The organism is Pseudoalteromonas sp. GW168-MNA-CIBAN-0100 (assembly GCF_040309225.1).
Taxonomy (GTDB): domain Bacteria; phylum Pseudomonadota; class Gammaproteobacteria; order Enterobacterales; family Alteromonadaceae; genus Pseudoalteromonas; species Pseudoalteromonas arctica.
The window spans coordinates 1-18,274 of record NZ_JBEOOL010000040.1 but is presented as its reverse complement, the minus strand read 5'-3'; the positions used below and the strand labels follow the sequence as shown (position 1 = coordinate 18,274).

Genomic DNA, 18,274 nt, shown 5'->3' with positions numbered 1-18,274 from the left:
AATTGGTTTCGTACTTTTTGCACAGTAAAAATAAATTTTACCTTAATACAAAAAGGCCGCTGATTATAAGTTAATCAGCGGCCTTTTTCAAGCTTCATGCCAAAATTTAAATAAAAATTAGCGAAGCTTTTTTAATCAATTACTTATCTTGCTCAACTTGACCGAATTCAAGCTCAACTGGCGTAGAACGACCAAAAATAAGTACAGATACTTTTACGCGGCTCTTTTCGTAGTCAACTTCTTCAACTACACCACTGAAATCTGCAAATGGTCCGTCTGTAACGCGAACAACTTCACCTGGTTCAAATAATGTAGCAGGTTTAGGTGCTTCAGCATTTTCTTGAAGGCGATTAAGAATGCGTTCTGCTTCTTTAGGAGTTATTGGAGCAGGACGATCAGACGTTCCACCAATAAAGCCCATTACACGTTCAGTGCTGTTCACTAAGTGCCAGCTTGCGTCATTCATATCCATTTGTACTAATACATAACCTGGGAAGAATTTACGCTCAGATTTACGCTTTTGGCCAGCGCGCATCTCAACAACTTCTTCAGTTGGTACTAGTATCTCACCAAAGCTCGATTCAAGACCTTCGATTTTAATGTGTTCAGTTAACGTTTGAGCTACACGCTTTTCGTAACCAGAAAAGGCTTGTACTACATACCAACGTAACTTAATTTCTTTGTTCTCGTTCTCATCCGACATGGGATCAGATCTCCAATCCAGTTAAAAAGCCTACAGCGCGGAATAAAATGCCATCTAATCCCCAAAGGATAAGTGCCATAATCACTGTTGCAACCATTACAATTAATGTCGTGTGGGTAGTTTCTTGGCGCGTTGGCCAAATAACTTTGCGTACTTCAATTCGAGCTTCTTTAGCGAAAGCAAGAAAGTTACGTCCCTTAAATGTTTGCGAGGCAATTGCTAATCCGGCCGCTATTGCAACAACAACGCCGATAGCACGTAGCAATACAGACTGATCTGCATACATATGATTACCAACAACTGCGCCTGCAAGTAGCGCGATTGCTACTAACCACTTTACTGACTCCATCGCACTTGATGGTGTTTCTACATTCGTGCTCATAATATTATTACCTTAACTACAGACACAACAACCCTACACTACGGTAAGGTTAATCCATTAAAATCTAAACTTAAAAACAGACTTAATTTAAACCGGTTTTTAATCTCAGACTACTCAAACCACAAGTAAAACTGGCAGGGGCGGAGAGATTCGAACTCCCAACCATCGGTTTTGGAGACCGCTGTTCTACCAATTGGAACTACGCCCCTGCAAAGTGGATGCCTATTATACTTACGCAGTCCATTAACACAAGCCTAAAAGATACCCACATTGGAAAATCTCGGCATTGCATTAAAAAATCAATCTTAACATTGATTAAAAAGCAGTTTATGATTGTCAAAATTATAGGGACTCACAATTAGATGGGAAGTCTGTGAAAGCAATAAAAACAATCATAAGATATAAAATTATTAGCTTTTTATTATTATTTCATATTAGTTCTTATGCCCTGCCATTGTATTTAGATACATATACAAATGAACAAGGTTTATCACAAAATTCAATCACCTGCAGTACCACTGATGAAAAAGGGTTTCATTGGTTTGCTACCCAAGGTGGCTTAAACCGATTTGATGGGTATGAATTTAAGCACTATAAATTCAATCCTTCACACCCTAGTATTTCGGGGAATTGGATTACAGACTGCCTGAATTTAGGAAACGGCCACATTTGGTTTGCTACAACAAGTAATGGGCTCAACTTATTAAATACTGAAACAGGAAGTTTTAGTGTTTTTAACCAGTATTCAACCCCTCCTATTACAAACGAACGTATTTCATCAATTTCTTCTAATTCGCCACAAATCATTTGGATTGGTCACGATAAAGGGCAACTTACTCGTTTAGATACATACACAGGTACTACCGAATTATTTTCTTATCAGGGCACGAATCACTTAAATGTTGTTTTTAAGGATGTGCTTTTTGATGATCAAAAAAACCTTTGGTTAGCAAGTAGTATCGGGCTGATTAAGTTCGATACACAAACACATCAGTTCGAACATATACCTAATAGCCCTGAACAGCTCTGGCAATTAAAAAAAGCAGAAAACGGCAAATTTATTATAGGAGGTAAGACTGGTCTAAGTGTTTTTGACTCAAACACACTCGCATTTTATCACTTTGAGCAACTCAAAAATGTTTGGGTCACAGATATACTTTTTGATGATGAAAAAAAATTATGGGTAAGCACTTATGGTCATGGTCTTTATTACCAAGCTACAGATAATTTATTAAGTAGCGAGTTTCATCAACTTACTCACTCTCCAGATTTAAAACATGGCTTAGCTAACGATCACCTATTGTCACTTTACCAAGACCCTCAAGGCATTATTTGGATTGGTACAGACGGCTATGGATTACATCGCTATGATAAAAGGCAGGCTCAGTTTGGTCATCAAAAACATCAAAGCAATAACCCAGCTTCTATCTCGAATGACTTTGTAAGAGCAATACTCAAAGACAGTAAAAACTTACTTTGGGTGGGTACGCGCGACGGACTTAACAAACAAACTGACACAGGATTTAAACGCTATAAAACAGATAAAAATCAAGATATAGGCTTAACTAATAACAATATATTTAGTCTTTATGAAGATGCCAATAAACGCGTATGGATAGGCACATACGGAGGTGGTTTACTGCTTTACAACCCAATTAATGATAACTTTTCGGCTTTTACTGTGCAAAGCCATCAACTCAGTAGTAACCGTATTTATGCAATCGAAGGTGATCTAAGTGGTAATTTATGGCTGGGCAGTAACGAAGGCTTAACGCGATTTAATCCCGATACATTACAGGTTACAAATTTTAAATACACCGCAGATAAAAATAGTATCTCAAATAATACTGTTTTTAGTATTACTTATGACAGCGACAACAACGCTATATGGGTAGGAACCCGCGCAGGGTTAAATAAACTTTCTTTACATGATGAAACATTCACTCATTACCAAAGCGATCTTAAGAAGCCTAATAGTTTAACGCACGACATGGTTACATCCTTGCATTTACAAGATAAAAACACTTTATGGGTAGGTACTTTTGGCGGGCTCAATAAGTTAAATATCCAAACAAACAAAGTAATAAACATTACAGAGTTTGATGGCTTACTTAACGATAATATTTTTGCAATTAAACAAGATAGCAGCGGTTACTTGTGGCTAAGCAGCAACCAAGGCCTAACCCGTTATGCTCCTCAAACCCAACAAATGCAGCATTTTTTACCCGCAAACGGTATACAGCATCATTCTTTTATTTTAGGCGCCGCTTTTCAAGCAGATGACGGCGAGCTATTTTTTGGTGGTATTAATGGTTTTAATCAATTTGATCCGTTAAAACTGACTCTAGCAACTCAATCCCCAGAACCCGTTATTACAGACTTACTTATTTATAACCAGTCAGTCGCGACGCAGCAATATATAAAAAACAAGACCCAAACGGCTAAGCTTATAAGCTATACAGACAGACTCTTTTTTAAAGAAGAAGATGGTGTTATCGGTTTTAAATTTTCTGCTTTAAACAGTGCAGAGCCTCCTTCTCAATACCAATATGCTTACAAGTTAGCTGGGTTAGATAAGCAGTTTTTATACGCAAACAAAAACCAGAGGCAAGTTAGTTATTCTCAACTTCCCGCTGGAAGCTATCACTTTATTGTAAAAGTTAAAGATCAATACGGTCAATGGAGTGATGATAAAACAATGGTTGCGCTTAAAGTTACTCCACCTTGGTGGAAGAACAATGTTGCCTATGTCACTTACATCATTATCGTATTATTTATAATGTGGTTAATTATAACAGCAAGGTATAGAGCTAACGTTGCAGAGCAAGCAAACTTAAAAGAGAAAGAACTTAGCAACTTAAAAACCCAACTATTAGATAATGTTAGCCATGAACTTAAAACACCATTGAGCTTAATATTAGCGCCACTTGAGAGTTTACAAAAAAGCCATAAGGATTCAGACACCCAACAAAAACTAGCGATGATTCAACGTAATAGCTATAAGCTATTGGATCAAATAAACCAACTTTTACAGCTCAGCCAGCGCCCAAGCACTGCAGTAAAACACGTCACACCCTATGCTATAAAGCCGGTAGTTGAACAATTAATTGAAGATTTCACCCCTTTATTTGAGCAAAAAAATATTACATTTAAATTTGAAGATTTAACGCAAAAAACTATTCACATTAAATCAGAGCTAAATCATACAATTTCTATTATCAGTAACTTATTAAGTAACGCCCAAAAATACACTCCAAACACTGGCAAAGTATTACTTCAGCTATTAACTCAAAAACAAACATTAATCATCACAGTCTCAGATACTGGTGTTGGTATAGATAAAGAGCACCTTGAAACCGTTTTTCAACGATTTACACGCATAGATACGAGTAATCAAAGCGGTAGCGGTATTGGCTTAGCGCTGGTGAAGCAGCTAGTTGAGCAATATGGAGGAACTATTGAACTTAAAAGTGAATTAAATAAAGGAAGTTGTTTTACTGTTTCACTCCCAATAAATCAAATAGACGAAACCTCTAACCTTACTGCTCTTGCTGTATCTAAAAGCAATAATTTATGTGTAGTAAAAAGTAATAAGATTCTTATTATTGAAGACAACGATGAAATGCGTGATTTAATAACGTCACTATTTATTAGTAGCTTCACGTGTATAAGTGCAGCTAACGGAGAGCTAGGTTTAGCTTTATGTAAAAACGAAATGCCTGACTTGGTAATAAGTGATGTAATGATGCCTGTTATGGATGGCTATCAGTTTATTAAAGCACTGCGCAGCGACACGGCTATTAGCCATATTCCGGTGTTATTACTTTCAGCAAAGGCAGATACGCATAGTAAATTAAAGGGCCTAGACTTACTTGCTGATGACTATTTGAGTAAACCTTTTGAGCCGCAGCTGTTACTCAGCCGCGTTCAAGGGTTATTAACGATTAGAGAAGTACTTAATCAACATTTAAAACAACAACTACCTGCTTTATCACAAACAACCCAGCTCGACCCACAAATGGCGCAAAGTAAAGATTATGTATTTACCGAGCGTGTAAAAACGACAGTAAAAGAGCATTACCAAGACGAAGCATTTAGCGTGGAAGAATTTGCAGCTGCGCTTTATCTTAGCCCTCGCGCTTTACAATTAAAAATGAAAGCCTTGTACAACCTAACACCAAGCGATTACATTCGAAATATTCGTTTAGAATTTGCACAAGAGCTTTTAAAAAATAGTGAGCTTGCAATTGGTCTAGTAGCACAGCAAGTTGGCTTTAATTCACAAAGCTACTTTGCCCGGTGCTTTAAAGCAAAATATGATATGTCCCCAAAACAGTTTCGTGAACAATCCAGATAAATTTCGCCTGTGTGACTAAATGTTTCGCACCAGTACTATTATTAACCTACTGATTTAACTAAATTAACATGAATTTAAATATTAAAGGAAATGCACCATATTTCCCTTGAGCGTATTAATTAAGGACAGTCATATGTTAAAAGCACCACAAAAACTATTATTAACGGCACTATTAACTACCACTCTGAGCGCTTGTCAAAGCACCTCCACAAATGTTACGTCAGGTCAAAATTCACCAGACATAAACACTGTCGCCCAAGAACAATACAATGGGCCTAAAGCTCGTATTGCTGTTGCACGCTTTACCGACAAATCAAACAACTCAAAATGGTGGCGTAAAGAAATAGGCGACGGTATGGCTGATCAATTAACTACGGCAATCGTATCAACAAATCGCTTTATTGTTTTAGAGCGCCAAGCGCTTGATGCTGTTTTATCAGAACAAGACCTAGCAGCCTCAGGTCGCGTTAGTGCATCATCGGGTGCCGCTTATGGTGAGATTGAAGGCGCTGAAATAGTCGTTATTGCAGCGGTAACTGAATTTGATGACGATAGCTCTGGTGCAAGTGTTGGCAGTGGCGGCTTTATGGGTGATGTATTTAGCTCTGTATCCGCTGGTTTCTCAGGCTCTCATATGGCGATTGATCTTCGTCTAATAGATACACGCACATCACGCATTTTAGCTGCAACAAGTGTTGAAGGTGGCAGTAAAGATTTTGACTTTACTGGAGCCGCAACCAACTTTGGTGGCGCACTTGTTGGCGGTAATATTAGTGGATGGTCTGATACCCCTAAAGAAAAAGCCCTTCGTGAAGTTATTATTAAAGCGGTTGAGTTTTTAGAAACTAAAATTCCAGATACTTACTATCGCTATAACAGTAATAACACTTTAGCATCGGGTTACACTGCGCCGCCACCGGCAGCTGTACAAGCAAAAACAGCCAGCAAGAGCGCTGTAACAGTTGATGTACCCACTCATAGAATGCCACATTATGAAAAGATGGATTTAGCAATGTCGCGCCTAAGCTTGGTATGTTTGGGTTACCTAAGAAACCAGCCTGATTACGAAGAATTTGAAACACAGGATGTTGAGTACGATCGTAAAACAGTTATCGCACTTCGTGAGTACCAGCAAGACAAAAAACTAAAGGTAACGGGTTTAGCTGATGAAACAACTAAAAAGTCACTTGATGATAGTGGTTGTATTGCTAAAACGAACAAATCAAGCCTCGAAAGTATAGGCAACATGTTCAAGTTTAATTAATAAATATTAGCTTTAAGTTTAAAATGAAAAACGGCTGTTACTTAGAGCCGTTTTTCAATCTATACGTAATAACTCACCACGATAAAAATCACACACTAACCAAATTTGCTCAAATTGATAGGTTCTTGGAAAGTTAAGGTCATTGATCACAGCTTCAAAGTCAGCTTTGTGCCAAATAGTACTGGCGTTACGAATAACAAGCCAAGTACGCTCTGAATAATAACGTTTTTTCGCTTTTTGTTTCAGCAACCGCTCTAATGCAGCCCGCAATCTGTGTTCACTTGGCTTTTGTGCCATATCTGCCAAATCTCGTTGCATTTGCATTGACAACGATCGTCCTAAAACAGCCATCGCTTCTGTTTCGCTGGCATATAAATGAGCAATTTCTATATCAAGCTGTTCACTCTCTTGATAACAACTAACGTCAGGTTTATTAGGCTCATTATGCCAAATGTTGCGCATATGAACACCCAACTGCTGCTCATAGCAACGTAAAAACAATTTAGCAGCATCATGCTCTAACTGACGTTTTTCCTCATCACTGCTGCGTTTCATTCAACACCTTGTAAACATCATTCAGCAAACTTGAAGCACCAAACCTAAATGTATTTGCTTGTAAATAATCATCCCCCATTATTGCGCGCGTAAGCGTTAAATAATCACTGGCATCGGCAACAGTTTTAACACCACCGGCAGCTTTAAAGCCCACACGTTTATCCGAGTTTTTAATGGCTGTTAGCATAATTTTTGTTGATTCAAGGGTTGCATTAATGGCCACTTTACCCGTACTGGTTTTTACAAAATCGGCACCACCTTCAATTGCCAATTGAGTAGCCTGCGTTATTAGCGCTTCGGTTTTTAGCTCACCGCTTTCTATTATTACTTTTAGTTGCGCGCGCGACCCACATGCTTTTTTACTTTCGCTTACATAGCTAATTACTGTTTGAACATCGCCCGCTATTAACTTTTTATAAGGAATAACCAAATCAATTTCGTCAGCGCCGCGCTCTATAGCAATAAGTGTTTCGTTAATTACATCACTCAGTGGCGCATCACCCGTTGGAAAGTTAGTGACCGTTGCTACTTTTACGTGGTTAAGCTCACGCGCTGCGAGTGCTATTTTTGCATCATCAACAAAGTCGCTATAAACACATACAGCGGCAGGCGTGCCCAGCGTCGGGTTTATACTATCAACAAGCGCTTGAATGCTTTTGGTGGTATCGCTAGTGTTTAAGCTTGTTAAATCCATCAGTGCGACTGCTAATGCGGCATCTTTTTGGTGTTGTGTCATTAGAGCTCCGTTGCTTATGTAATACCAATTTTATTAAAAACATAATCATTTTAGCGTATTAAATAACTCACTAACTACGTTAAAAATTATTTATATAGAACAACTATGTATCATAATTTTAGCCTTGTTATTGAGCTATTTTCTCGTCGCTATAATAGATCACTAATTTAATGCAATTGGTATAAGTACAAAATTTGATATGCCTCCATATTAACAAATTAAACCAAACTCGCTATAGCTCATAACCAAACACTATAAGCTGTTTATTTTACTTGTAACTCGGCGCAATCCCTTGTTAACTAACTCTTAGGCCTAAAAAGCCCACCTATTATAACTTTTGGTTATATCAACTTGGTTTTAATTATTTTTTACTTATTGATAGCCGCTATATTCTGCTTATCAGAATAAAGCGTTTTCTTATATTTGAATTTGTTTAGGGGTCTTATTAACGTGCAGTATTTACCTATCTTTACCAAACTCGACAACAAACCAGTACTGGTTGTTGGCGGTGGAGAGGTCGCATTACGCAAATGTCGCGCGTTTTTAAAAGCGAGAGCGAGCGTTACTTTAGTAGCGCCTTGGTTTTGCGACGAACTAAAAGAGCATGCACATAATAATGAAGTAACGCTTATTGATGCTTATTTTGATGAGTCGCATCTCGATGGCAAAATGCTTGTTATTGCGGCAACTGACCGCGATGAAGTAAACAACAACGTATTTGAACTTGCCAATGCCCGCAATGTATTTGTAAACGTGGTTGATGACCAACCTAAATGTACATTTATATTCCCATCCATTGTTGACCGCGACCCAATCACCATTGCTATATCAAGTGCAGGCACAGCGCCGGTACTTGCACGTCGCTTACGCGAAAAGCTCGAAACCCTTATTCCGCATCATATTGGCCCACTTGCAACACTTGTCGGTGGCTTTAGAGACAAAGTAAAAAAACGCTTTAAACATTTTTCAGACCGCCGCCAATTTTGGGAAGGCGTGTTCGACTCATCTGTCGTGAGTAAAGTGCAAACCGGTGATACACAAGCCGCACAGCAGCAACTAGAGCAAATGCTAGATGCTAAAGCAGAACCTGAAGGCGAAGTATATGTAGTAGGTGCAGGCCCTGGCGATCCAGAGCTTTTAACACTTAAAGCACTGCAACTTATGCAACAAGCCGATGTGGTTGTATACGACTTTTTAGTGTCTGACGAAATTATGGAATTAGTGCGCCGCGATGCTGACCTTATTTGTGTAGGCAAACGTTTAGGCGATCATAGTGTTGTTCAAGACGACACCAACCAAATGCTGGTCGACCTTGCTAAACAAGGCAAAAAAGTGTGCCGCATTAAAGGTGGCGATCCGTTTATTTATGGCCGTGGTGGCGAAGAAGTACAAGTACTGGCTGCTAACAACGTAAATTATCAAATTGTACCGGGTATTACAGCCGCTGCAGGTTGTAGTGCTTATGCGGGTATTCCGCTTACGCATCGTGACCACGCACAAGCCATTCAATTTGTAACTGGCCATTGTAAAAAAGACGGTCAAGAACTTGATTGGCAATCGCTAGCAAAAGCAAATCAAACGCTTGCTATTTACATGGGCGTAATTAAATCTCCGCACATACAAAGCGAGCTTTTAAAACATGGCCGTAAGGCCGACACCCCTGTCGCTATTATCGAAAACGGTACACGTAAAAATCAGCGTGTAGTAACAGGCCAATTAGGCGAACTTGCCGACTTAATTGAACGCAACAGCATTATATCGCCTGCGCTACTCATTATTGGTGAAGTAGCCGCCCTGCACTCGCAACTAGCGTGGTTTGGGAAAAACGAGCAAACAAGCAGCTTTGCACAGCCGCTAACAGATGTATCAAATACATAACCGAATTTTAAATTTGTAACTTTTAATCATTTTAGTAGGACGACTAACAATGGCTTTAACTCACCTTCAGCAACTTGAAGCTGAAAGTATCAAAATCATGCGCGAAGTCGCCGCTGAGTTTGAGAACCCAGTAATGCTTTACTCTATTGGTAAAGATTCGTCGGTACTTTTGCACTTAGCGCGTAAAGCATTTTACCCTGCAAAAATTCCGTTCCCGTTATTACACGTAGACACCAATTGGAAGTTTCGTGAAATGATTGAGTTTCGCGACCGTATAGCTAAAGAATACGGCTTTGATCTACTGGTACACAAAAATCCAGAAGGTATTGAAATGGGTGTAGGCCCGTTTACGCATGGCTCGGGTAAACATACCGACATAATGAAAACCCAAGGCTTAAAGCAAGCACTTAACAAATATGGTTTTGATGCTGCATTTGGTGGCGCACGCCGCGACGAAGAAAAGTCACGCGCAAAAGAACGTGTTTACTCGTTCCGCGATAAGCACCATCGCTGGGACCCTAAAAACCAACGTCCTGAGCTTTGGAACACCTATAACAGCCAAGTTAATCCGGGCGAAAGCATTCGTGTTTTCCCGTTGTCTAACTGGACTGAGCTTGATATTTGGCAATACATTTACCAAGAAAACATCGACATGGTGCCGCTTTACCTAGCAAAAGAGCGCCCTGTTGTTGATCGCGATGGCACCCTAATTATGGTTGACGATGAGCGTATGCCACTTAACGAGGGTGAAGTACCGCAAATGAAATCTGTACGTTTTCGTACATTAGGCTGCTACCCACTTACCGGTGCAGTTGAGTCAACAGCAAGTACTTTAACCGAAATCATCGAAGAAATGCTGCTATCTACGTCATCTGAACGTGAAGGTCGTGTTATTGACCATGATTCAGCAGGCTCAATGGAGAAGAAAAAACGTGAGGGGTATTTTTAATGTCTAGCCAAAATAACGATACATTTAACGAAGTAAAAGAAATAGGCATAGACGCCTACCTAGCACGCCAACAAGACAAAAGCTTATTGCGTATGCTTACGTGTGGCAGCGTAGATGACGGTAAATCAACATTGATTGGCCGCCTACTGCACGACAGTCACCAAATTTATGAAGATCAGCTAGCAGCCCTTCATAAAGATAACGAAAAAGTAGGTAATGCAGGTGAAGATCTTGACCTTGCATTATTAGTTGATGGCCTACAAGCTGAGCGCGAGCAAGGTATTACCATTGACGTAGCGTACCGTTACTTTTCAACGGCTAAGCGTAAATTTATTATTGCCGACACGCCTGGGCATGAGCAATACACGCGCAACATGGTAACAGGTGCATCAACAAGTGATGTAGCCATTATTTTGGTTGATGCGCGTTACGGCGTGCAAGTACAAACCAAGCGCCACAGCTTTATTTGTGACTCGCTTGGCATTAAGCAGTTTGTTGTTGCCGTTAATAAAATGGATATCGTTGATTTTGACGAAACCGTGTATGAAAAAATTAAGGCCGATTACCTTAAATTTGCTGAACAACTTAACGTATCAAACATTAAGTTTGTGCCTATGTCGGCGCTTAAAGGCGACAACGTAGTAACGCGATCTGCTCATACACCGTATTACACCGACAAGCCGCTACTTGAATTACTAGAAGATTCGCCAGCAGCCGAAACAGATACAGGCTTTGAAGCGCGCCTACCGGTGCAATATGTCGTGCGTCCTAATTTAAACTTCCGTGGTTTTCAAGGCACACTTACGTCGGGCAAGATACACGTAGGCGATGCTATAAAAGTATTACCATCGGGTAAAACATCAAGCATTAAAGAAATTGTTACCTTTGATGGCAACCTAGACAGCGCCGAAGCAGGCCAAGCAATTACCGTTACCCTAAATAACGAAATTGATATTAGCCGAGGCGACGTAATAGTACCTGCAAATTCTACGGCTGTTGTTACTAACCAGCTGCAAGCTAAAATTGTGTGGATGCATGAGTCGCCATTAGTGTTAGGTAAAAGCTATAACCTAAAGCTAGGCAGCAAAAACACCTCAGCTATTGTTACAAAAATTGATTACACGATTGATGTAAACACGCTTGAGCACGGCACTAGCGACTCACTGCAGTTAAACGAAATTGCGATTGTAACGCTTGAACTAACCGAAACTATTTTGGCAGACGAGTACCACAGCAATCATGAAACAGGCTCATTTATACTAATTGATCGCTTATCAAACCTAACCGTTGCTGCGGGCATGATTGAACAAGTACTGCAAAGCCAAGCACAGCAAAGTAACTTTAGCGAATTTGAAGTTGAATTTAACAGCTTAGTACGCAAGCACTTTCCGCATTGGCAAGCGCTTGATATTTCTAAGTTATAAGTTAACTTTAGCCTGTTAGGAATTTAAAAGCATGGTAGAACAGCTCGTTTTAACAGGCATTATGCTTACCTTAGTCGGGTGCCTTTTTGGCACCCGTATTAATCCAGCGTGGTTATTTGTAAGCGCAATTGGCACCAGCTACTTAGCAGGGCTAATCGATCTTGAAAGCATGTTGATTAATTATGCTAACCCGTCGCTTATCACCTTAGTACTATTGGTGTTAGTGTCGACCGCAATAGAAAAAACCACCCTAATTCAAAAGTTAGCGCAATCGCTATCTAAAGGTAGTTTAGTAAAATCGGTAACAAAACTGGGGTTATCAACCGCCTTTTTATCGTCGTTTACTAACAATACCGCCGTTGTTGCATCGCTTATTACCGCGATAAAAGACAATCCTAATCACTCCCCTTCAAAGCTATTATTACCGCTGTCGTACACTGCTATTTTGGGAGGCACCATTACGCTTATTGGTACATCAACCAACTTAATCGTTAATGGCTTTGCAGTTGATGCGGGCATGGAACCGCTGGGCTTTTTTGACTTTACCTTAGTGGGTTTAGGCGCGCTAAGCGTAGGCCTAATTACCATTTTAGTGATGCTTAAATACTTACCCGACAACGGTAAAAGCGACCAAGAAGTCGTGCCTTTTTACCTAGAAGGTAAAGTACAAGCAAACTCAAAGTTAATAGGCCAAACCGTTGAAGAAAACGGCCTGCGTGATTTAAAAGACTTATTCCTTGCTGAAATTATTCGCGATGGCAGCCGCATTTGCGCAGTCACCCCGCAGCAAATTATTCAAAAAGATGACGTGCTGCTTTTTGTAGGTGACATAAAATCGGTGCCATTACTTACCCGTTTCGACGGTCTAAAAGTAGTACACGAAAATCATCAAAAAGACATAGAACACTTAGTAGAAGTAGTCGTAAGTCAGTCTTCAAAATTTATTGGCAAAACCGTAAAAGAAGCCCGCTTTAGAGAGCAATTTCATGCTGCTGTTATTGCCATTCGTCGTGGGCACGACCGCTTACAAGGCGGCCTTGGGCAAGTGCAATTACAAGCTGGCGACTCGCTAATACTGGCCCCAGGCAAAAACTTTTACACCTTGCCTAATTTAAAGCGCGAATTTGTGTATATTTCAGGGTTTGACTTACAAGCCCACCTTGCACCTAAGCAATCAAATATTGTGCTACTGTGCTTTGCAGCAGTACTGGGTTTAAGCATTATTGGCATAGTGCCGCTGGTTAAAGGCTTATTAGTATTACTGATTGGCTTAATGCTCAGTGGCACCATAAAACTTAACGAAGTAAAACGCCGTTTTCCTATCGAGTTATTAGTGGTCGTAGGTAGCGCCATTGGCCTTGCCAAGTTAATGATAGGCACCGGACTTGCCGGGCAAATATCCGACGCCATGTTTATGGTACTTGGCGACTTTGGTCCTTACGGCGCATTTATTGCCATATTTTTAATGACCGTATTATTTACCGAGCTTATTACTAATAACGCAGCAGCTGCCTTGTCGTTCCCTGTTGCTTACTCGCTCGCGGTTGGTTTTAATGTAGACCCGCTACCATTTATTATGGCGGTTGCATTTGGCGCATCAGCCAGCTTTATATCGCCATTTGGGTATCAAACTAATCTAATGGTTTATAGCGCGGGTAACTATCGCTTAAAAGATTACATAGTGATGGGCTTACCCCTTTCTATTATTTATTCAATCACGGTATTAACCTTGATCCCGCTGGTATTTCCGTTTTAATACCTGCGCTCACAGCATAAGAGACTCTCACTATGGATGAAAATATAGTTTGGCATAACTACGCAACTACAAAAGCACAGCGTAGTGAGCAAAAAAAACATAAGCCCGCTATTTTATGGTTTACCGGTTTTTCGGGCTCTGGCAAAAGCACCGTAGCAAACGCACTAGAAGCGGCGCTTAATCAGCAAGGTACGCACACTTACCTGCTCGATGGCGACAACGTACGCCACGGTTTATGCAAAGACCTAGGCTTTAGCGACGAAGACCGCATTGAAAACATACGCCGCGTAGGCGAAACCGCTAAATTAATGACCGACGCTGGCTTGTTAGTACTTACTGCGTTTATATCGCCTTTTAGAGCCGAGCGCGACATGGTGCGTAGCCTAGTAGATGACGGCGAGTTTATTGAAGTATTTATCGATACCCCACTGGATGTATGCGAAAGCCGCGATCCAAAAGGCTTATACAAAAAAGCCCGCGCAGGGGAGATAAAACACTTCACTGGTATCGATTCAAGCTACGAAGTGCCAAACAATCCAGAAATAATTTTAGATACAAGTAAAAACACCCTAGACCAATCGGTTACACAACTGATAACGTATCTAAAACAAAAGCACATAATATAGGTTAACCCCATGAATCAAACCGAACTGCTAGAAGAAACCCTCATCCTTGCCCGCAAAGCAGGCCAAGCGATAATGGGAATTTACGAAAAGGATTTTAACGTTGAGTACAAAGCCGATGAAAGCCCCGTAACCGACGCCGATTTAGCAGCTCATAAACTGATTGTGGCAGGGCTTCAACAGCTCACACCCGACATTCCAATACTCAGTGAAGAAAACGCCGACATAAGCTGGGATGTACGCCAAACGTGGAAAAGCTACTGGTTAGTTGACCCAATCGACGGCACTAAAGAATTTATTAAAAAGAACGGTGAATTTACCGTAAACATCGCCCTAATTAAAAACGGCACTCCTATTTTAGCCGTAGTAGATGCACCTGCCCTTGGCGTATCGTACTTAGCCGCCGAAGCAATTGGCGCATTTAAAGATAAAGGCGATGAGCGAATTGAGCTTAAAGTAACGACTAAACCTAACAAAGGGTTAATTCGTGTTGTAGGTAGCCGCTCGCACCCATCACCCGATTTAGCCGAGTTTGTGAAACGCTTTGATGAGGTTGAAATGGTGTCTAAAGGCAGCTCATTAAAGCTGTGTTTAGTCGCTGAGGGCAGCGCCGATATTTACCCGCGCTTAGGTCCAACTTGCGAATGGGATACAGGAGCAGGCCACGCCATCGCCGAAATAGCCGGTGCTAAAGTGACTAAACTTGATGGCAGCCCGCTTATTTATAACACCAAAGATGAATACTTAAATCCGTATTTTATTGTAAGTGCGATAGAAGAGTAAGCGCATTTTTGAGTGGTTAGCTATCGGTTGTTAAAAAGACAAGTGATAGCTTTAACTACAATAGGACTTTATATTAACTATTGAATTTGAAGCTTTCTAGCATTTCTATCCTCTGCTTTAAACTCTCTAGATCAATCGAATTTCGAAACCCGTCAAAACTTTTTGTTAATTGTACTACATCATATGAATAGCTCTGTTCTTCTGTACTAGCACTTTCATCAGAACTTATATCTTCATGGTACTTTAGCGCTTCTCCAATATTACCGTGGTATCTATCATTTTTTGCTCCAATTAAAGAGCTTTCAATTACTGCGCACGCTCTAGAATCTATTGATTTCAAATTAGGGGTTATTGTATGAAGAACTTTAATCAGCTTTTCTGGTGTATCTCCTCCATTAATATACCCACTATAACTTTCGTAATAGTACTCTTTAGCAACAATCAAGAATGCTAACAAGTCAGGGTAAAGATATACATCTTCCGCTGTAGATTTAACTACTAAATTTACTTTCGCAAATAACTGTTCTACTTCCCTTAAAGACAGTTTTTTAGCTTTCGCCAATAATTTAAAGGTATTCTTTAAGTGATCTTTTTCGTATCTAAATGATTGGTATTGAGTTCTTTTTTGAAAGAAAATATCAAACTCAAATATTTTATAAAGCTGTTCAATAAATGCGTCTAAATCACTCTCAGGCAAAATATACTCAATATCAATAAACCGCCTAAGATAACCCATTGCTTCAAACCCTGCACCATAGACCCCTTTAACGCTATGAGACAGTTGAAGTTTGTCCATTGCAATTACAAATACAAGACCTTCAATATCTAAAAGATGTTTTATTCTCTCTAGTAACTCAATTGCATAAGTAGGTCTGCACCGATCCAATTCATCAATAATAATAAATAATTGGCTTGTAGCTCCATCTTCATTTTTTAAAGCTTTTGATACATTCTCTTTAAAAGAAGTAATAGCCTCTTTACTCTTTGTATAATCATCCAAAAAATCTTTAGATAATCCCTCCGTGAATTTGGCTGCTTCAGCTTCAATTATTTTTTCAGCGTCAATTATTCCAGCAGTAGCAAGCTTTACTAACACGGGTAAACCTTTTTTTAAAATTTGTGCACCTGCACTCTTTGCATTAACCCATGCTTTACTTTTCTCTTTATCTCCCTCAACAAGAGACTCTATTTTTTTATTAACCTCGCCCAGAAATGCTTGCAGTGGATCATTAACGAAATCAGTTTCCCAGGCACTAAAGTAAATTGCCGAACAATCATTTATTTGTAGGTTAGCTTTTAACATCTCCAAAAATGTAGTTTTACCTTGCCCCCAAGGAGCATTCACGGATAAAACAATCGGTGAGCTAATGTTTTTGAGGAGTGTAGTAAAGTTTTCGACATGAGGTTTTCGTCCAAGCTTGTCATTCTCAAAAGGGTCGTTTGGATCAATAATTATTTTATGTGATTTAAATTCCATTTATGTATTCTTCTCCGATTCCAGCATTGAAAGGTCAACTCAAAAAAACTAATCTTATATTCACATCAGAAAGCTCTAATGTAAACATTGCTTATCAATAGGGATGTGCAAGCAAGCTATGCGTTTTTATTACCTTCTCGATTACTACGTACCCCACTCAGAATAACTCCTTTAGGATCAGGTCTTGCTTTTAGTTTAGGGCGAAAGCCAAAAAGAATGACCTAATCCAATTTACTAAGTACTTGCCATTAATTGAAAGCTTTTTAAAAGCGACAACCCTTAACGATTTTGCTGGGCGATAAAAGCAAGCGAGTGCTGATTGAATAAGTCAGGGCGTTCCACATTACAGACATGGCCGCAATGGTGAATAGTTTGCAGTACGCTATTTTTATGGCGCTTTACCATTTCTTTAACAGGGCCAAGGAACATATGATCTTCCTTACCCATAATGTAAAGAATGGGTATATCAATGTCTTTTTCTTTGAAATATTGCATTAAAGGATTTACGTCCATGGCTAATTTAAACCATTTTATAAACTCTTTTTGGCACAAGCGTTTTGCTTCACGAACAAACAAAAGTCGAGATTCTTTATGACGCTTTTTCGGCATCATAATAAAAGCAAATAAGCGATACAGCCACATATAAGGCAGGAAGTGTTTAAAAGTATTACCTAAATAAACCAATGTATTACTGCGAGTATTAAAACGAGTAACCGCTCCACCTAGCACCATGCTAGAAACATATTGCGGCGCAATTTCAGCAATATTTCGAATTATAATTGTGCCCAATGAAATGCCAACAAAGTGTGCGCTGGTAATATTGTTATGATCTAACACATCGATAATGTCTTTAGAGACATTATTAAATGAATAATTATTATCAACAAAGTTTTGTACTAAATTATTCGATTTTCCATGACCACGAAGATCTAGCAACAACACATTATATTCTTTTTTATAGGCTTTTAGCTGACGAAACCAGATTGCCGAACTACCACCTGCTCCATGGACAAATACAACCCATGTTTTACTGGTTTCGTGCGCAAAAGTAGTATGGAAAAGAATTTCTTTGCTCATTGCAGTTAGCGGCCTATTTACTTCGTTTGGCATATTCAATTGCAGGAAGTATAACGGAGTTTAATAAAAATCTCTTATGAAGTTGAGATCAATGGCTTCTACTTAACAGCTTTTAGGAGCAGATTTTGATTTTTAAATGAAAACCAATAAAATGACCTTCCCCTATTTTCACGGCATTGCGCCTCTCTTGGCTTTGCTGATCGGATGACGCAATGCAGTGTTGGGTTTCGCTTCGCTCTACCCAACCTTGTATCTCTTCTTGATGAGTGTTTAGCTAGCACTTGTCACATCGGGAAGACAGTGAGCTCGT

Annotated in this window: 14 protein-coding genes and 1 tRNA gene; 8 read left to right on the top strand and 7 right to left on the bottom strand. The window is 39.7% G+C overall.

Annotated elements, in window-relative coordinates; translation table 11 throughout:
- Positions 1–139 precede the first annotated feature (139 nt).
- The 3 genes from nusG to AAEY62_RS18505 all read right to left on the bottom strand — a co-directional run bounded on the left by nusG (position 140) and on the right by AAEY62_RS18505 (position 1,294).
- The gene (nusG, locus tag AAEY62_RS18515; protein ID WP_007580122.1) at positions 140–703 is read right to left on the bottom strand and encodes a transcription termination/antitermination protein NusG; all 564 of its coding nucleotides are present in this window, start codon (positions 701–703) and stop codon (positions 140–142) included.
- Between the two features lie 4 nt (positions 704–707).
- The gene (gene secE / locus AAEY62_RS18510) at positions 708–1,085 is read right to left on the bottom strand and encodes a preprotein translocase subunit SecE (protein WP_002958877.1); all 378 of its coding nucleotides are present in this window, start codon (positions 1,083–1,085) and stop codon (positions 708–710) included.
- Between the two features lie 132 nt (positions 1,086–1,217).
- Positions 1,218–1,294, bottom strand: a tRNA-Trp gene (locus AAEY62_RS18505).
- A gap of 164 nt (positions 1,295–1,458) precedes the next feature.
- Here AAEY62_RS18505 and AAEY62_RS18500 point away from each other — a divergent pair.
- Both AAEY62_RS18500 and AAEY62_RS18495 read left to right on the top strand, forming a co-directional pair.
- Positions 1,459–5,442: a hybrid sensor histidine kinase/response regulator transcription factor gene (locus AAEY62_RS18500; RefSeq protein WP_350635758.1), complete on the top strand. Its 3,984-nt coding sequence runs from the start codon at positions 1,459–1,461 to the stop codon at positions 5,440–5,442.
- A gap of 133 nt (positions 5,443–5,575) precedes the next feature.
- Positions 5,576–6,706, top strand: a complete 1,131-nt coding sequence (locus tag AAEY62_RS18495) for a CsgG/HfaB family protein (protein WP_350635756.1) — start codon at positions 5,576–5,578, stop codon at positions 6,704–6,706.
- Between the two features lie 54 nt (positions 6,707–6,760).
- Here the strand turns inward: AAEY62_RS18495 and AAEY62_RS18490 are convergent, their stop codons facing one another.
- Positions 6,761–7,261: a hypothetical protein gene (locus AAEY62_RS18490; protein ID WP_101216814.1), complete on the bottom strand. Its 501-nt coding sequence runs from the start codon at positions 7,259–7,261 to the stop codon at positions 6,761–6,763.
- A complete protein-coding gene (gene deoC, locus AAEY62_RS18485) occupies positions 7,245–7,997 on the bottom strand; it encodes a deoxyribose-phosphate aldolase (protein WP_350635754.1) in 753 nt (250 codons plus the stop codon). The genes AAEY62_RS18490 and deoC overlap by 17 nt, the downstream gene beginning before the upstream one ends.
- A 450-nt stretch (positions 7,998–8,447) precedes the next feature.
- On the opposite strand from deoC, the gene cysG reads away from it, so the two are divergent.
- The 6 genes from cysG to cysQ are packed head-to-tail and all read left to right on the top strand — an operon-like array spanning position 8,448 to position 15,410.
- On the top strand, positions 8,448–9,875 hold the full coding sequence (gene cysG, locus AAEY62_RS18480) for a siroheme synthase CysG (RefSeq protein ID WP_024600081.1): 1,428 nt from the start codon (positions 8,448–8,450) through the stop codon (positions 9,873–9,875).
- A 49-nt stretch (positions 9,876–9,924) separates the two neighbouring features.
- The gene (gene cysD, locus AAEY62_RS18475) at positions 9,925–10,824 is read left to right on the top strand and encodes a sulfate adenylyltransferase subunit CysD (protein ID WP_008133447.1); all 900 of its coding nucleotides are present in this window, start codon (positions 9,925–9,927) and stop codon (positions 10,822–10,824) included.
- Positions 10,824–12,248, top strand: a complete 1,425-nt coding sequence (gene cysN, locus AAEY62_RS18470; RefSeq protein WP_007580108.1) for a sulfate adenylyltransferase subunit CysN — start codon at positions 10,824–10,826, stop codon at positions 12,246–12,248. The genes cysD and cysN overlap by 1 nt, the downstream gene beginning before the upstream one ends.
- A 31-nt stretch (positions 12,249–12,279) precedes the next feature.
- On the top strand, positions 12,280–14,004 hold the full coding sequence (locus AAEY62_RS18465) for an SLC13 family permease (RefSeq protein ID WP_165740257.1): 1,725 nt from the start codon (positions 12,280–12,282) through the stop codon (positions 14,002–14,004).
- A gap of 32 nt (positions 14,005–14,036) precedes the next feature.
- Positions 14,037–14,630: an adenylyl-sulfate kinase gene (cysC, locus tag AAEY62_RS18460; protein ID WP_010555008.1), complete on the top strand. Its 594-nt coding sequence runs from the start codon at positions 14,037–14,039 to the stop codon at positions 14,628–14,630.
- A gap of 9 nt (positions 14,631–14,639) precedes the next feature.
- On the top strand, positions 14,640–15,410 hold the full coding sequence (cysQ, locus tag AAEY62_RS18455; RefSeq protein WP_007378438.1) for a 3'(2'),5'-bisphosphate nucleotidase CysQ: 771 nt from the start codon (positions 14,640–14,642) through the stop codon (positions 15,408–15,410).
- Between the two features lie 73 nt (positions 15,411–15,483).
- Here cysQ and AAEY62_RS18450 read toward each other — a convergent pair whose 3' ends face one another.
- Both AAEY62_RS18450 and AAEY62_RS18445 read right to left on the bottom strand, forming a co-directional pair.
- Positions 15,484–16,887 carry a KAP family P-loop NTPase fold protein gene (locus tag AAEY62_RS18450; protein ID WP_101216818.1) on the bottom strand — a complete coding sequence of 468 codons (1,404 nt, stop codon included), beginning with the start codon at positions 16,885–16,887 and terminating at the stop codon, positions 15,484–15,486.
- 279 nt (positions 16,888–17,166) lie between these two features.
- Positions 17,167–17,964, bottom strand: coding sequence for an alpha/beta fold hydrolase (locus tag AAEY62_RS18445; RefSeq protein WP_007580097.1), 798 nt, complete (start codon positions 17,962–17,964; stop codon positions 17,167–17,169).
- Positions 17,965–18,274 lie beyond the last annotated feature (310 nt).

What these genes read in the sequence shown, in the direction of transcription:
- nusG (WP_007580122.1), bottom strand. Translation starts at nt 703, where the DNA reads ATGTCGGATGAGAACGAGAACAAAGAAATTAAGTTACGTTGGTATGTA.
- deoC (WP_350635754.1), bottom strand. Translation starts at nt 7,997, where the DNA reads ATGACACAACACCAAAAAGATGCCGCATTAGCAGTCGCACTGATGGAT.
- AAEY62_RS18490 (WP_101216814.1), bottom strand. Translation starts at nt 7,261, where the DNA reads ATGAAACGCAGCAGTGATGAGGAAAAACGTCAGTTAGAGCATGATGCT.
- cysD (WP_008133447.1), top strand. Translation starts at nt 9,925, where the DNA reads ATGGCTTTAACTCACCTTCAGCAACTTGAAGCTGAAAGTATCAAAATC.
- AAEY62_RS18445 (WP_007580097.1), bottom strand. Translation starts at nt 17,964, where the DNA reads ATGAGCAAAGAAATTCTTTTCCATACTACTTTTGCGCACGAAACCAGT.
- AAEY62_RS18465 (WP_165740257.1), top strand. Translation starts at nt 12,280, where the DNA reads ATGGTAGAACAGCTCGTTTTAACAGGCATTATGCTTACCTTAGTCGGG.
- cysQ (WP_007378438.1), top strand. Translation starts at nt 14,640, where the DNA reads ATGAATCAAACCGAACTGCTAGAAGAAACCCTCATCCTTGCCCGCAAA.
- cysC (WP_010555008.1), top strand. Translation starts at nt 14,037, where the DNA reads ATGGATGAAAATATAGTTTGGCATAACTACGCAACTACAAAAGCACAG.
- AAEY62_RS18450 (WP_101216818.1), bottom strand. Translation starts at nt 16,887, where the DNA reads ATGGAATTTAAATCACATAAAATAATTATTGATCCAAACGACCCTTTT.
- secE (WP_002958877.1), bottom strand. Translation starts at nt 1,085, where the DNA reads ATGAGCACGAATGTAGAAACACCATCAAGTGCGATGGAGTCAGTAAAG.
- AAEY62_RS18495 (WP_350635756.1), top strand. Translation starts at nt 5,576, where the DNA reads ATGTTAAAAGCACCACAAAAACTATTATTAACGGCACTATTAACTACC.
- cysN (WP_007580108.1), top strand. Translation starts at nt 10,824, where the DNA reads ATGTCTAGCCAAAATAACGATACATTTAACGAAGTAAAAGAAATAGGC.